The 14,490-nt window shown below is 66.7% G+C and carries 14 protein-coding genes; 7 read left to right on the top strand and 7 right to left on the bottom strand.

Annotation, left to right across the window (positions count from 1 at the left end; all coding sequences use genetic code 11):
- The first annotated feature begins 52 nt into the window (after nucleotides 1–52).
- Entirely contained in the window at nucleotides 53–613 is a 561-nt protein-coding gene (locus NCS02_RS13695) for a hypothetical protein (RefSeq protein WP_250523196.1), read from the top strand.
- Here NCS02_RS13695 and NCS02_RS13690 read toward each other — a convergent pair.
- From NCS02_RS13690 to fliF, 6 genes are all read right to left on the bottom strand, one after another.
- Nucleotides 564–1,925, bottom strand: coding sequence for a flagellar hook-length control protein FliK (locus NCS02_RS13690; protein WP_250480745.1), 1,362 nt, complete (start codon nucleotides 1,923–1,925; stop codon nucleotides 564–566). The two genes, NCS02_RS13695 and NCS02_RS13690, sit on opposite strands and share 50 nt — an antisense overlap.
- Nucleotides 1,926–1,955: 30 nt before the next feature.
- The gene (gene fliJ / locus NCS02_RS13685) at nucleotides 1,956–2,411 is read right to left on the bottom strand and encodes a flagellar export protein FliJ (RefSeq protein WP_250523195.1); all 456 of its coding nucleotides are present in this window, start codon (nucleotides 2,409–2,411) and stop codon (nucleotides 1,956–1,958) included.
- A 65-nt stretch (nucleotides 2,412–2,476) separates the two neighbouring features.
- The gene (gene fliI / locus NCS02_RS13680; protein WP_008352580.1) at nucleotides 2,477–4,000 is read right to left on the bottom strand and encodes a flagellar protein export ATPase FliI; all 1,524 of its coding nucleotides are present in this window, start codon (nucleotides 3,998–4,000) and stop codon (nucleotides 2,477–2,479) included.
- Nucleotides 3,994–4,668 (bottom strand): flagellar assembly protein FliH, encoded by a 675-nt coding sequence (gene fliH / locus NCS02_RS13675; protein WP_008352582.1) that lies wholly within the window; start codon nucleotides 4,666–4,668, stop codon nucleotides 3,994–3,996. Before fliH ends, fliI begins: the two co-directional genes overlap by 7 nt.
- On the bottom strand, nucleotides 4,661–5,656 hold the full coding sequence (gene fliG / locus NCS02_RS13670) for a flagellar motor switch protein FliG (protein WP_008352584.1): 996 nt from the start codon (nucleotides 5,654–5,656) through the stop codon (nucleotides 4,661–4,663). Before fliG ends, fliH begins: the two co-directional genes overlap by 8 nt.
- Nucleotides 5,646–7,442, bottom strand: a complete 1,797-nt coding sequence (fliF, locus tag NCS02_RS13665) for a flagellar basal-body MS-ring/collar protein FliF (RefSeq protein WP_008352586.1) — start codon at nucleotides 7,440–7,442, stop codon at nucleotides 5,646–5,648. The genes fliG and fliF overlap by 11 nt, the downstream gene beginning before the upstream one ends.
- A gap of 271 nt (nucleotides 7,443–7,713) precedes the next feature.
- Between fliF and fliE the strand changes: the two genes are divergently transcribed.
- From fliE to NCS02_RS13640, 5 genes are all read left to right on the top strand, one after another.
- Nucleotides 7,714–8,088: a flagellar hook-basal body complex protein FliE gene (gene fliE, locus NCS02_RS13660; RefSeq protein WP_008352588.1), complete on the top strand. Its 375-nt coding sequence runs from the start codon at nucleotides 7,714–7,716 to the stop codon at nucleotides 8,086–8,088.
- Between the two features lie 242 nt (nucleotides 8,089–8,330).
- Nucleotides 8,331–8,750: a flagellar export chaperone FliS gene (fliS, locus tag NCS02_RS13655; protein WP_033536660.1), complete on the top strand. Its 420-nt coding sequence runs from the start codon at nucleotides 8,331–8,333 to the stop codon at nucleotides 8,748–8,750.
- Between the two features lie 29 nt (nucleotides 8,751–8,779).
- Nucleotides 8,780–9,109, top strand: a complete 330-nt coding sequence (locus NCS02_RS13650; RefSeq protein ID WP_033536661.1) for a flagellar protein FliT — start codon at nucleotides 8,780–8,782, stop codon at nucleotides 9,107–9,109.
- Between the two features lie 53 nt (nucleotides 9,110–9,162).
- Entirely contained in the window at nucleotides 9,163–10,479 is a 1,317-nt protein-coding gene (gene fliK / locus NCS02_RS13645) for a flagellar hook-length control protein FliK (RefSeq protein WP_250523194.1), read from the top strand.
- Nucleotides 10,476–10,790: an EscU/YscU/HrcU family type III secretion system export apparatus switch protein gene (locus NCS02_RS13640; RefSeq protein WP_239295503.1), complete on the top strand. Its 315-nt coding sequence runs from the start codon at nucleotides 10,476–10,478 to the stop codon at nucleotides 10,788–10,790. Before fliK ends, NCS02_RS13640 begins: the two co-directional genes overlap by 4 nt.
- A gap of 7 nt (nucleotides 10,791–10,797) precedes the next feature.
- On the opposite strand, the gene NCS02_RS13635 is transcribed toward NCS02_RS13640, so the two are convergent.
- Nucleotides 10,798–12,504: an isovaleryl-CoA dehydrogenase gene (locus tag NCS02_RS13635; RefSeq protein WP_250523193.1), complete on the bottom strand. Its 1,707-nt coding sequence runs from the start codon at nucleotides 12,502–12,504 to the stop codon at nucleotides 10,798–10,800.
- Between the two features lie 300 nt (nucleotides 12,505–12,804).
- Between NCS02_RS13635 and NCS02_RS13630 the strand changes: the two genes are divergently transcribed.
- On the top strand, nucleotides 12,805–14,463 hold the full coding sequence (locus NCS02_RS13630) for an OmpA family protein (protein ID WP_250523192.1): 1,659 nt from the start codon (nucleotides 12,805–12,807) through the stop codon (nucleotides 14,461–14,463).
- The last annotated feature ends 27 nt before the right edge of the window (nucleotides 14,464–14,490 follow it).

Genomic DNA, 14,490 nt, shown 5'->3' with positions numbered 1-14,490 from the left:
TTTGAGAAAAGTCCGCCAATTGGGAGAACGCTGATCGTCGTTTGAGTCGCGATTGACTGGCCGGGGCCGGTTTCCATCTGGCGAGCGCCGCGTCGATCTGGCCGCCTTCGGGCGTCGCGATGGCGGCTCTCATGCTGACGCGCCGTGCGGCTGGCCCGCGGTCATCGGCGGACTCGCCGGCGCGCAGACGCTCGTCGGCGTGCTGCATCGGAGGAGCGTGCTGCACGCGCTTTTCGCCGCGCTTCTGCTCATCGCCGCACCCGCGATCGCGGTCGGCATCGTCGTGCGTTTCACGCACGTCCCGCTGCGCGGCCTCTATCTCCTGCGCGCGCTGCTTTTTGCGGCGCTCGTCTCCAGCGTGCTCGCGTGCGGCATCGACATCACGTCGGCGTCGTCGCATGTGCTCGACTTCCCGATGAACGCGCCGCTGCGCGGCGTCGCGCATTTCGTCGGCATGCTCGTCACTACGCCGGTGGCCTTTCAACGGACGATGCCCCCCGGCATTACATCGTCGTCGTCGAGCGCCTGCGCGCCGAATGTGCGGCGTGAGGCGCTGAGAAGGATCAGGCGAACGTATCGACGAGTCCGACCGTGCGTCGCACGGGCACGTTGATACTCGCCGCAACGGAATCGTCGGCGCTCACGCCGCCCAGGCCACCGATTCCGCCCGACGCGCGGCCGCCGCCGCCCGATCCCGAGCGGCCGTCACCGCTTTGTTGCTGCGACTGGCGCGTGAAGCCATCGGCGACGGACGCGCTTCCGAGACTGATGCCGTTCGCTTCCATCGCTTCGCGCAGCTTCGGCATCGCGGCTTCGATCGCTTCGCGCACCTGCGCATGCTGCGACACGAACAGCGCGTGCGCGTGGTTATCGGAGACCTGCAGCGTCACCTGCAACGGCCCGAGATCTTTCGGATTCAGCGTCAATTCCGCGCTTTGCTGATCCGCCTTCGACAGAAACACGACCTTCTGACTGAACGCGTCGTCCCAGCCGGAGCCGCCAACGTGCGGTGCGATCGCGGCGCTGGTCGCCGATGCCATCGCGCCCTGCGGACTCGACACCGCCGAACCCGCCGATGCCGTCTGCATCGCGACCGCGTGCGCGGCCGCGTCGGCGGCTTGCTTGTAGGCGGCGGTCGCGGCGTCGGCGGATATCGCCGGCGCGGTTTGCGCGGATGCGAGCGCGGCTGCGTCGACAGCCTTGTCGCCGGCCTTCGCATTCGCCGTCAGCCCGGGCAGGCTCGCGCCCTTTCCGCCTTTCGCGAAGAGGCCGCCCTGATCGTCGCCTTTCCCGCCCTCGCGCGCCGTCCCGACCGAACCGTTCGCCGCGGCATTCGCGGGCTGCGTGTTGTTCATCGAGGCGAGCGCGGCGGCCAGCGCGTCCTGCGCCGACTTCGCATCGCTGCTCTTGTGCGTCGTGTCCGTCGCTTTGTCGTCGCCGGTCGATGCGGTCGTCGTGACGAGCGATGCAGCGTCGGCCGCATCGGCGAGCGCGGACTCGGTATCGTCCGAGTCGGCGTCGGCTTCGTTCGCGGCGTCCGCGCGGGCTTTCGCTTGCGCAGCGGCGGCCGCATCCGATGACGATCCCGACGCCGGCTTCGACGCGTCGGCCGTATTCGTCTTGTCCGCAGGCTTCGATGCCTCTTTCGGCGCGTCCGTCTCGTCGGGCTTCGCGGCGGCCTGAGCATCGGATGCGTCGTCGCTCTTCGATGCGTCGTCGGAAGGCTTCGGCGCGTCGTGCACGCTCGATGTGTCGGCGGACGAATCCGCGAACGCCTGAGCCGCTTGCGCATCGGCGTTGGCGCGGTCGGTGATGCCCTGGAGCGTCTTGCCGAACGACGCGCCGGCGCTCGCCGCGCGCTGCGCCGCGGAGTTGCCCGATGACGTGGCGCCGGAAAGCGCGCCGAGAAGAGAAACGGAGGACATGCTGAGCCTCTGGAAATATCGATGAATGGGTTACGACGAAGCCCGCTCGGCGCGCATGCGCAGCACCTTGGCGGCGTGTTCGTCGGATTCGCGCTGCTCGACGCGCGCGGCCTTCTTCGCGAGGATCGCCTCGCCGCGTGCGGCCAGCACTTCGTAGCTGCCGAGCTTCTGTTTCTTGAGACGCCAGTCGGGTTTCGCCGCCTCGATGCGCTGATCGGCCATCAGGAGCAGCGTGCGCTGCTGCGCGATGGCGCTGTCGAGCGTATCGACGAAAGCCTGGAAATTGCGCAGCGTCTGCGCCGTCGTGCCTTGCTGCGCCGACGCCGTGAAACGCGCGTGATACTCGTCGCGATACGTCACGAGCGCGTCCAGTTGCGTTTCGATCTCGTTGCGTTCCTGCTGAAGCTTGCCGAGCTTCTTCGTGGCGTTATCGAGTTCCTCTTCGGCGAGTTCGATGAGGGTGTTGATCGGCAGATTCTTCGACATGGCGTGGCGGTCCCGTGAGGTCTTTGTGCTTTCTTGTGACGAATGCTTCGGATACTAGTCGAAAACTATTCGAACAGTTGATTCAACATCGCGATGCTCGGCTCGAACGGCGCCTCTTCGCGAAAGCCTTGCTGCAAAAACGACTCCATGCGCGGATACAGCGCGATGGCGCGGTCGAGCAACTGGTCGCGTCCGCTCGAATACGCGCCCACGTTGATGAGATCCTTGTTGCGCTGATAGCGCGACAGCATCTGCTTGAAGAGACGCACGCGTTCGAGATGCTTGTCGTCGATGATCGACGTCATCACGCGGCTGATCGACTGCTCGATGTCGATCGCCGGATAGTGCCCGGCTTCCGCGAGCGAGCGGTTCAGCACGATATGGCCGTCCAGAATCGCGCGCGCCGAGTCGGCGATCGGATCCTGCTGATCGTCGCCTTCGGTGAGCACGGTGTAGAACGCCGTGATCGAGCCGCCGCCTTCGGGACCATTGCCGGTGCGCTCGACGAGCGCCGGCAGCTTCGCGAACACCGACGGCGGATAGCCTTTGGTCGCGGGCGGCTCGCCGATGGCGAGCGCGATCTCGCGCTGGGCCATCGCGTAACGCGTGAGCGAATCCATCAGCATCAGGACGTGCTTGCCCTGATCGCGGAAATATTCGGCGAGCGAGGTCGTGTACGCGGCGGCCTGCATCCGCAGCACCGGCGACACGTCGGCAGGCGCGGCCACGACGACCGAGCGCGCGAGTCCGTCCTCGCCCAGAATCTGCTCGATGAATTCCTTCACTTCGCGGCCACGTTCGCCGATCAGCCCGATCACGATGACTTCCGCGCTCGTGTAGCGCGCCATCGTGCCGAGCAGAACCGACTTGCCGACGCCCGAACCCGCGAACAGGCCCATGCGCTGGCCGCGTCCGACCGTCAGCAGCGAGTTGATCGCGCGCACGCCGACGTCGAGCACCTTGTGGATCGGCTCGCGATTCAGCGGATTGATGACCGGACCCGCCAGCGGCGCATCGACCTTGGCGCCGAGCGGGCCGAGCCCGTCGAGCGGACGGCCGGACGCGTCGACCACGCGGCCGAGCATTTCCCAGCCGACCGGCAGACGCTTCGCGCCCGCCATCGGATCGTTGATCGGCGCGCTTTCCAGCGGATAGACGCGCGCGCCCGGCAACAGGCCGGCGACTTCGGTCGTCGGCATGAGAAAGAGCTTGTCGCCCGCGAAACCGACGACTTCGGCTTCGGCGGTCGGAATCGCGCTGCCCGGCGGCAGCTCGATGATGCATTCGGAGCCGACGCCCATCTTCAGGCCGACCGCTTCGAGCACGAGACCGGCGGCGCGCGTGAGACGTCCGCAGGGACGCAGCGGCTTCGCGATCGCATTGCGCGAGCGCAGCGCGTCGAGCTTGTCGCGCCACGTGTCGATGTGCGGATTGCCCGCGATACCGGCCAGTTCGGCGATGGTGCGCGCGGCGAGTTCGTCGGGCGATTCGTCTTCCGCGCGCTCTTCCGCGAGCGGGCCGAACGACGCCCGCGCGAGTTCCTGTTCGAGTTCGCTCAGACCGTCCTGCGTGATCCGTTGATTTACCACGGCTTGCTTCTCCCCAACGCGGCCACGACGCGCTCCCAGCGCGACACGTTGGTCGCATCGATTTCACCGGTTGCGGCGTGCGCCTTGCAGCCGCCGCGCTCGACTTCCGGATCGGGCCGCACGGTCCAGCCGGCGGCTTCGAGTTCGTCCTTCAGATACGCATCGACGATAGCCATGTCGGCCGGATTGACGATGAGCGTCGGTGCGCCGCACAACTCCGGCTCGGACGCGATGACTTCGCGCGCCACGGCGACGAGCGCCGTCGGATCGAGTGCGAGATGCTGGCGCACGACCTGCTGCGCGATATCGACCGCGAGTTCCGCGAGCGATTCCGCGATGGCCGCATCGGCGGCTTGCAGCGCGGTCTTGAACGCATCGGCGATCTCGGCGAGACGCGCGGCCTGCGCGAGCGCTTCCTTGCGGCCGTCCTCGAAACCCTTCGCCTGACCTTGCTCGTAACCCGCCTGATACCCAAGCGCCTGCCCCGCGACGTGCCCCTTCGCGAGACCTTGCTGATACGCGTCGTCCTCGACGCGGCGCAGGTGCGCTTCGAGCGCGGCCTGTTCCGCCGCGCTGTTGTCGACCTTGATCTCGACGGGATCGAACGACGCCATTTCCCAGCGCTGATACGCCGAGACCGGAGCCTTTTGCGCGCGGGTGTTAGACATATGCGTCCTCGGCCTTGCCGCCTAACTGGATCTGACCGTTTTCCGCGAGATTGCGGACGATCTGCAGAATCTTGCGCTGCTGCTGCTCGACTTCCGACACGCGCACCGGACCGCGCGAATCGAGGTCTTCGGCGAGCAGTTCGGCCGCGCGCTGCGACATGTTCGACAGGAACTTCTGGCGCAGCGCCGGCTGCGCGCCCTTGAGCGACACGATCAGCGTTTCCGATTCCACTTCCTTCAGCAGAAGCTGGATCGCGCGGTCTTCCAGATCGAGCAGGTTCTCGAACACGAACATCTGGTCGATGATCTTCTGCGCGAGCTCGGCGTCGTATTCGCGCACGTTCGCGATGACGCCTTCTTCGTGATTGCTCGACATGAAGTTGAGAATCTCGGCCGCCGTGCGGATGCCGCCCATCGGCGCGCGCTTCAGGTTGTCGCTGCCGGAGAGCAGCGTCGTCAGCACGTCGTCGAGTTCGCGCAGCGCGGCGGGCTGGATGCCGTCGAGCGTCGCGATGCGCAGGAGCACGTCGTTGCGCAGGCGGTCGGACAACAGCGACACGATTTCCGACGCCTGATCGCGGTCCAGGTGAACGAGGATCGTCGCGATGATCTGCGGATGCTCGTTCTTGATGAGTTCCGCGACCGCGCCCGAGTCCATCCACTTCAGGCCTTCGATGCCGCTCGTATCGCTGCCCTGCAGGATACGGTCGATCAGCGCGCCGGCCTTGGTTTCGCCGAGCGCCTTCGTCAGCACGGAGCGGATGTACTCGCTCGAATCCAGCGAAAGCGCCGTGTGCTGCTCGGCTTCGCTCACGAATTCGGTCAGCACGTTGTCGAGCTGCTCGCGCGTCACGTTTTTCAGGGCCGCCATCGTCGCGCCGATCTTCTGCACCTCGCGCGGGGCGAGATACTTGAAAACTTCGGCGGCTTCTTCCTCGCCGATCGACATCAGGAGGAGAGCGGCTTTATTCAGGCCTTCAGCGTTCATCGGACACCCAGTTCTTTACGACCGTCGCAACGATTCTCGGATCCTGACGCGCGACCATGCGCGCGTAGTCGAGATTGCGGTCGAATTTGGCTTTCTTGCTTTCATGACCGAGGAGACTCACCTCGGCATCCTTGTCTTCGTCTTCCAGCTTCGCCGTGCCGCCGCCGTCGAGCGACGGGCCGTCGAGCAGCGAGAGTTCGTCCGGTACGGCGAGCGTCGGCGCGGCTTCGGGCGGCGGCGGGAAGGCGCGCTTCATCGCCGGCTTCACCATGCTGAAGTACAGGAACAGACCGACGATGCCGATGCCCAGATACTTCGCCGCCTGAATGCCCATGCCGATCGATTCCGGCGTCTTCCACCACGGCACGTCGGGCGTCGCGTTCAGATCGGCGGAGAACGCGCTGTTCACGACGTTCACCGAGTCGCCGCGCTTGTCGTCGAAGCCCATCGCGTCCTTCACGAGCTGCTGGACCTGCGCGAGTTTGTCGGCGGCAAGCGGCGTCATCGTGACGTTGCCCTTCGCATCGACCTTCTTCTCGTAGTTCACGACCACCGCCACCGACAGACGCTTGATCCCCCCCGTCGCCTGCTCGTAGTGACGCACGGTGCGATCGACTTCGTAGTTCGTCGTCGTGTCCTTGCGCTGATTCTGCGGACCCGTTTTCGCCGATGCGCCCGCCGCGCCCGATGCCGCTGCGTCGACCGGCGCGGATGCCGGCTGCGGCGGCTGGTTCGACAGCGCGCCCGGCACGCCGCCGATGCTGCTGCCGCCGGATTCGCTCGACTCGCTCGACTGCTGGCTGCGGATCGCCGTGTTCTGCGGGTTCCCGTTCGGGCCGTAGCTTTCGGCGGTTTGCTCGAGCTTCGAGAAGTCGATGTCGGCGCTGACCTGCGAACGCGCGTTGCCGGCGCCGAAGAGCGGCGCGAGGATCGCGTCGATGCGCTTTTGCGTGTTGTGCTCGATCTGCTGCACATACTTCAGTTGCGATGCGTCGAGGCCGTTCGCGGCGTTCTGGCTCGTCAGCAGGTTGCCGTCCTGATCGACGATGTTCACGTTCTTGACCGGCATGTCCGCGACGCCGGACGCCACCATGTGCGTGATCGCCACCACCTGGCCTTCGTCGAGCACGCGGCCGGGGTACAGATTGACCATCACGGAGGCGGTCGGCAGTTCCTTGTCGCGCACGAAGACGGAAGGCTTCGGAATCGCCAGATGCACGCGCGCCGACTTCACCGACGAAATCGAGCCGATCGTGCGCTCCAGCTCGCCTTCCAGCGCGCGCTGATAGTTGACCTGCTCGGCGAACTGGCTGATGCCGAACTTCTGGTTGTCCATCAGCTCGAAGCCGACCGAGCCGGCCTTCGGCAAGCCCTGGCTCGCGAGACGCAGACGCGTTTCGTGCACCTGCTCGGCCGGCACGAGAATGGCGCCGCCGCCGTCGGAGAGCTTGTACGGAATGTTGCCCTGCTGGAGCGCGGCAACGATTGCGCCGCCGTCCCGGTCTGACAGATTGGAAAAGAGCACGCGATAGTCCGGCTGGCGCGACCACATGACGAGGCCCGCGACCACCATCACCAGAATCGCGACGGCCACGATGAGCGGCACGCGCGGATTCGAGCGGAACTGGTTGAGCATCGGCATGCGCTGCGCGAAGCCGCCGAAGTCGGCTCCCGCGCCGCCCGCGAGGCTCGCGCCGGCGGTGGCCGTTCCGGCTGCGCCCGGCTGTGCGCCCGCCAGGCCCATTCTGGCGTCGGGCGTGATGAGTGAGTTGTTGGGCGTTTCCATTTAGCGTCGAAGCTCCGAATCCTGAGGTTCCCCTCCGCCGCTTCCCGCTTCCATGTAAGCGGCGGTGGAGGACTTTTCACGATGGGGATTATCCGCAGAAGATTGCAAGTCGATTCGGCGAATAGAGCGGGGTTTTCCCCGTTCTTCCCGCGCTTTGAAAAACCGCCGGCTGCTAATCTTTTTCGTACTCGGCGAACCTCCGCAAATGCGGGCCGGGCATCGGGTCTCCGCCACGAGCGGCACCCGTTATTTCCTGTCATCCGGAGTCAACATGAACTTTCCGATCAATCCGCTTTCCTCGGCTATGTCGGCCATTCAGTCGATGGCGTCGCAAGCCGCCGGCGGCACCGGCGCCGCAAACGCCGCGTCCGTCGCGTCGGGCGCCGTCATGGGGCAGAGCGGGACATCGGGCGCGGCGAGCGCCGGCAGCTTCGCCGACGCGCTGAAATCGTCCATCGACAAGATCAGCGACAACCAGAACAAGGCACTCGGCGAGGCGCACGCATTCGAAATCGGCGCGCCGAACGTGTCGCTCAACGACGTGATGGTCGACATGCAGAAGGCGAACGTCGGCCTGCAGTTCGGCCTGCAGGTGCGCAACAAGCTCGTGTCGGCCTACAACGACATCATGCAGATCTCCGTCTGACGGTCTTCACATGATCCGTCCCTCGATCCTCGCGATTGCTCTAGAGCCTTGAGTCCTAAAGCTTTGCCGCGTTTTTCCGATAACCCCGGTAACGGCACGGCGAACGATGGTTCGCCCGCTTGAGGCGGGCGGCACGCTCGTCTCTCACCGGTTTTACCGGACCCACACGGATCAGGACGAGCGGCACGGCGTCCGCTTGAAGCCCGCGCACGCTGCGGCATCGCATAAGGAGAACCCGAGAGATGTATTCCCCAGGACACGCAGGAGCCAGCGCCTACGCACGCGTGGGCGTTCAGACAGGGGTGATCGGAGCGAGCCCGCACAGGCTGATCGTGATGCTGTATCAAGGCGCGCGTCAGGCGATCGCGCAGGCGCGCATGCATCTGCAGCAGAACAACGTCGGCGCGCGCGGCGCGGCGATCGGCAAGGCCATCAGCATCATCGAGAGCGGATTGCAGCAGGCGCTCAACAAGGATGCGGGCGGCGAGATCGCGCAACGGCTGGACGCGCTGTACACGTATATGACGCGCCGGCTGCTCGAGGCGAACATCAAGCAGAACGAGTCGATGCTCGTCGAAGTCGACGGCCTGCTCGCGACGCTGGAAGAAGCCTGGGTCGGAATTGGACAGGAAGTGGCGCAAATGACCGCCGTGCCCGCATGACGGGTATGAGCGTCGACTGCCTCGAAAGAATGAAGACGACACAAGAATATTTCGCCCACTACGAGGCCATTGCGGCGGTTTCCGGTCAGATGCTGGTGGCCGCGCGCGGTGGCGAATGGAGCGAGCTGAAGGCGTTGCAGGGCACCTATCGCGAGCTGGTCGACCGCCTGAAGGAAGTCGATACTGGTTCGGATCTCGACGAAACCGCCCGCGCACGCAAGCTGGACCTCGTGAAGAAGATTCTCGCCGACGACGCCGCGATCCGCGATCTGACCTCGCCGAGTCTCGCGCGCCTGTCCGCGCTCTTCACGGTCAACAGCCCGGCCCGCGTACTGAAGAAAATGATCGGACTGCGCTAGCCGCGGTTCCGCGCCCGCCGGACGATCCGGCCGGCGCTTACGAGGATGTGGGCATGACTGGACTCGATTCTGCGATCGCATCGTTGCTCGCCAGCCGCACCGAGCTCCTGATGTCCGCGATTCGCGCGCCGGGCGGCGTGAGCGGCAGCGGCGTGACGGGCACGAGCGTCGGGCAGACGACGCAGCCGGACATGCCGCAGACCGTCGGCGCGCCCGCCGTGGCGGCGGGACCGGCGGCGTCGGCGCAAACCGAGCTTTCCAGCGTCGCGCGCACGCTCGACGTGATTTCGCGCTTCGGCGGCGCGACGCCCGCGCTGACCGGCGACACCCCGCTCTGGCCGACGCCGCCGCGCCCCGCGAGCGCCTTCGCCGCGCTCACGACCGGCCTCTTCGATACCGCTTTCTCCTCCAATGCCGCCGCCGTGGCGGCCGCGCGCGCCGCGACGCAGAATCTGCCGCCGCTGCCCGCCGCCGCGCTGGCGACGGCGCTCGCAAGGACCGTCGGCGAAAGCGGGCTTTTCTACGAATCGCATCTGGTGCAATGGCTCGCGGGCCAGCGCAGCGCGGCGTCGCTCGGCAACGAACCGCAGGCGCGCGTCGATGCCCGTTCGATGTCCCTGCCGTTCGAGCTCGCCAACGCCGTCACGCCGGCCGACACCGGCCTCGACGATGCCCGCGCGCCGCAGCTCGCGCCCGATCTGCCGGATTTCCACGGCCGCCCGATCGCGACGCCGCAGACGCCGCAGCAGGCGGCCGCGCTCGCGGCGTCGGTGCGGGATGCGTCGCCGTCCGAGCTCTCGAATTCGCAGAACGGAACCGCGAACGGTGCCAACGCGCAGACGGCGCAACCGAGCCGGCACGAATCGGCGCTGCAGGCGTCGCTCGCGGCGGGCATCCATCCGGCGACGCTCAATGTCGTGCGTCAGCAACTCGACGTGCTCGCGAACGAGCAATTCCGCTGGCAGGGCGAGGCGTGGCCCGGCACGCGCTTCGAGTGGGAAGTCGCCCGCGAACCGCGCGATCAGCGCGCTTCCGACGACGCCGCCGACGAACGCGCCTGGCGCACGCGCATCACGCTGTCGCTGCCCGCGCTCGGCACCGTCGACGCCGAACTGGTGCTGTCGGGCGACAAGCTCGTCACGCGCATCAAGGCGGGCGACGCGGGCGCGCGCCGTCTCGCCGCCGACGGCGCCGCGTTCGCGCGTCAGCTCGAAGCGGCGGGCATCGCGCTCGCGTCGCTGTCCGTGCGTTCGATGGACGGCACGACCGATCTCGCGCTTTCCGGCGACAGAACCGCCGCGAAAAAGCCGGTGCGCTCGCCGCTCGAACATCTGTTCCACCCGCCGCACGGCGATGGGAGTGAAACATGAGCGGCCCGGATCATCCGCCGTACACGCGCAGGCAGGCGACGGCGCTCGCCTACGACGCGGGCAATCGCGAGGCGACGCCGCGCGTCGTCGCGAAGGGCTACGGCATCGTCGCGGACATGATCGTGCAGCGCGCGAAGGAAGCGGGGCTGTACGTGCACGAATCGCCGGAAATGGTGTCGCTGCTGATGCAGGTCGATCTCGACGCGCACATTCCGCCCGCCTTGTATCAGGCGGTCGCGGAATTGCTGTCGTGGGTGTATCGGCTGGAGAACGAGGAGCCGTTGAGGGAAGCGGGGCGGGCGATCCGCTGACGCTTTCTCAGGCGGCGAACGCCCGCGTGACGATCGCCGCGTGATCGAAGCGTCCGGGCAGCGTGCCGTACACGCGCCCGTTTTCGCCGCGCGCGTCGCCAAGACGCGATTCGATGAACGCATCGGCGGCATCCTGCGGCGCGTGCCGCGCGAGCAGCACGCCCTGCGCGCACAACGTCAATTGCTGCGCGATGCGCCGGGCCGACGCTTCCCGGATCGACGGATCGTCCGTCAGCATCGCAATCAGCGACGACAGCGCGCCCGCCAGCGCCGGATGCGCGCCCGCCGTCGTCTTCCAGTCGTCGATGAGCGCGTGCGCGGCGTCCTGCTCGCGCTCGAACGCGCGCAGGACGTCGAGGCACATGACGTTGCCCGAGCCTTCCCAGATCGAATTGACCGGCGCCTCGCGATAGAAACGCGCCATCGGCCCGGTTTCGACATAGCCGTTGCCGCCCCAGACTTCCATCGCTTCGCCGGTGAATTCGAGCGCGCGCTTGCAGACCCAGAATTTCGCGGCGGGCGTGACGATGCGCCGCCACGCGCGTTCGGCGAGCGCTCCGCCTGGCGCGGCGCTCTGCTCGAACGCGCCCGCGAGCCGCATGAATAGCACCGTCGCGGCTTCGGATTCGAGCGCGAGATCGGCGAGCACGTTGCGCATCAGCGGCTGATCGACGAGATGCGCGCCGAACGCGCTGCGCTGCCGCGCGTGATGAATCGCCTGGACGAGCGCCGCGCGCATCAGCGCCGCACTGCCGATCACGCAATCGAGCCGCGTGAAATTCGCCATCTCGATGATGGTCGGCACGCCGCGTCCCTCGTCGCCGATCATCACGCCGTAAGCATCGAGAAACTCCACTTCGCTGCTCGCGTTCGAGCGGTTGCCGAGCTTGTCCTTCAGGCGCTGGATCTGGACCGCGTTCTTGCGGCCGTCCGGCGCGAAACGCGGCACGTAGAAGCACGACAGGCCGCCTTCGTCGGCGGTGCGCGCGAGCACGAGATGCGCGTCGCATTGCGGCGCGGAGAAGAACCACTTGTGACCGACCAGCCGATAAGCGCCTCCGCGTCCCGTCGCGCCGTTTCTGTCGATGGCGTGCGCGCGCGTGCGGTTGCTGCGCACGTCGGAGCCGCCCTGTTTCTCGGTCATGCCCATGCCGATCATCATCGAATGCTTGCCGGCTCCGAGCGGAATGTCGCGCGGATCGTGTTCGCGCGAAAGCAGCGCATGCGAAACGCGCGCGAACAGGTCGGGTTCGTTGCGCAGAACGGGGATGCTCGCGAAGGTCATCGTGATCGGGCACAGCGAGCCCGATTCGAGCTGGCCGTGCAGATAATAGCCGGCGCAGCGCGCGGCCATCGATCCGGCGCGCGCGGACGGCTCGAACGGCATCGCGTGCAATCCCTCATGGCGCAGCCGCCGCAGCAGTTCATGCCACGCCGGATGAAACTCGATGGCGTCGATGCGCTCGCCGCGCGGACTGTGCGTCGCGAGTTCGGGCTCGTGGCGGTTGGCGAGCTCGGCCAGCGCGACGACGTCCGGTTGCGTCAGCGCCATCCCGTCGCGCGAAAGCGTCTGCACATGCCAATGCGCGCCTTCGCGTCCGACGGCGGCGACGAGCGCCGGATCGAAGGCGAACGCGTCATAGCCGACGAGCGGCGACGCCTGATTCGTGACGTCGTGGGTTTGCCCGAACGGGCGATCGGCGGGATCGGACATCGTCGCTCTCCTTCTGCGGTGATTCGTCGCTGTCGGACGCGCGCAACAGCGCTTTCGGCGGATCGGCCGTCCGGGCGTCATCTCGAATTCAGGAATCATAGGCCGCGCACGGATCGGCCGTGTAGAGGCACCGTTCTTTTCGGGATCGATCGGGAATTTTTGATGCGCGCTCCTAAAGCGCCGCTCACTGAGATAAATCCGATTGTTAATCCCGCCCCGATGACGCGCCGGAACCCGAACCTATAATCGGCACGCCTAATTCCGGCGATTGCAGTAACGCCTTTCACGGAAGCATTCTCAATGAGCATCAACCTCAATCAACTTGTCCAGGGCGCTTTGACCGAAAGCGTGTTGCAGCATGTCGCCGGGCGCATCGGCTGCGCGCCGGAATCCGCGCGGCGCGTCGTGTCGCTGTGCGGGCCGGCGCTGATCGGCGCGATGATGAACAAGGCGTCGTCGCTCGAAGGCGCGCGTCATCTGTTCGCGGCGATCATGTCGCCGGCGACCAACGCGCTGATCGCCGAAGAACTGCCGCACTTCGTCGTGCAGGACGAGGGTTTCAAGACGCTCGTCGACAGCAGCGAAAAAGCCGATGCCGAAATCGCCTCGCGCGACAATCTCAATCTGCTCGCCGAGCGCATCGCCGAATACACGGGCGTCGCGGCGAGCGCCACGCGCACGCTGACCGGCGTGGTCGGCGCGACGCTCTTCGGCGTGCTCAAGCGCTATCTCACGCAGCACAACGGCAATCCCAGCCAGCTTCCGACGCTGCTCGGCCATCAGTTGCCGGTCGTGCGCGCGAACATGACCGACGCGTTCGCCAACGCGCTCGGTCTCGGTTCGGTCGGCGCGTTTCTCGCGGGTGTCGCATCTCGGCTGAAGGCGGTGTCGGCGCATCTGGAACATCCGGCGACGCAGGAAGCCGCCGTGTTCGCGCAGCCGCAGGAAGCGCCCGCCGCCGCCGATCACGCCGTGAAGGAAGACGCGGGCCGGAAGAAATGGTGGTGGATCGCATCCGCTGCCGCGCTCGCGATGTTCGCGGTTCTGGCCGGTCGCGGCTGCTCGACGGACAACAAGCCGGAAGACGCCGCGCCCGTCGCGAAGCCGGACGCCGCTTCCGACGCGAGCGCCGAGACGGCAACGGGCGCGACGGCCGCCGCGGCCGATCAGGCGTCTGCGCCGGCCGCGCTGCCTTCCAAGGACGCAACGATGTCCTTCGTCGTCGACGCATCCGGCGTTCCGACGCTGACCGCCACCGTCCACGACGAGCACGAACGCCGCGAACTGCTCGACACGCTCGCCGCGAAGCTCGGCGCGGACAAGTTCAAGGCGGACATCGCGGTCGATCCGGACACGAAGCCCGCCGCGTGGATCGCGAAACTCGACGGCCTGCTCCCGGTCATGACGCTGCCGGGCGCGCAAGTGCGCGTGGTTGGCGACGAGATCGACCTGAGCGGCCGCGCGGGCGATTCGAAGCTCGGCTGGCTGGACAAGCTGAAGGCGTTCTTCGGCGACGGCTGGACGATCGGCGCAACCGACACGACCGCCGCCGCAAAAACGCTCGCCGCGTCGGACGCTGCCGCGAATTGCAGTGCCGCCGACGTCGCGAAGAATCTGAATCTGCGTCCGATCAAGTTCGGCTTCGCGTCAAACGAGTTGCCGCGCGCGGCGCTGAACGAACTCGCCGAATCCGCGAAGGGGCTGAAGGATTGCGACGCGAACGGCAAGCCGATCAAGCTGCAGATCGGCGGCTACACGGACAGTTCGGGCAATCCGGCGGTGAATCTCCACTTGTCGGAAAAGCGCGCGCGGTCCGTGCGTTCGTATCTGATCCAGCGTGGCGTGCCGGCCGACACGCTGACGGCGGAAGGTTTCGGCGACGCGCATCCGATCGGCGACAACGCCACGCGCGAAGGCCGCGCGGCGAATCGGCGAATCGAATTCAAGGAACTGAACTGATTCGGGAATCGCGCGAGCCGCTGTAAA

The organism is Caballeronia sp. NCF2 (assembly GCF_023631205.1).
Lineage (GTDB): Bacteria > Pseudomonadota > Gammaproteobacteria > Burkholderiales > Burkholderiaceae > Caballeronia > Caballeronia zhejiangensis.
This window is presented reverse-complemented; position numbering and strand designations above follow the sequence as displayed.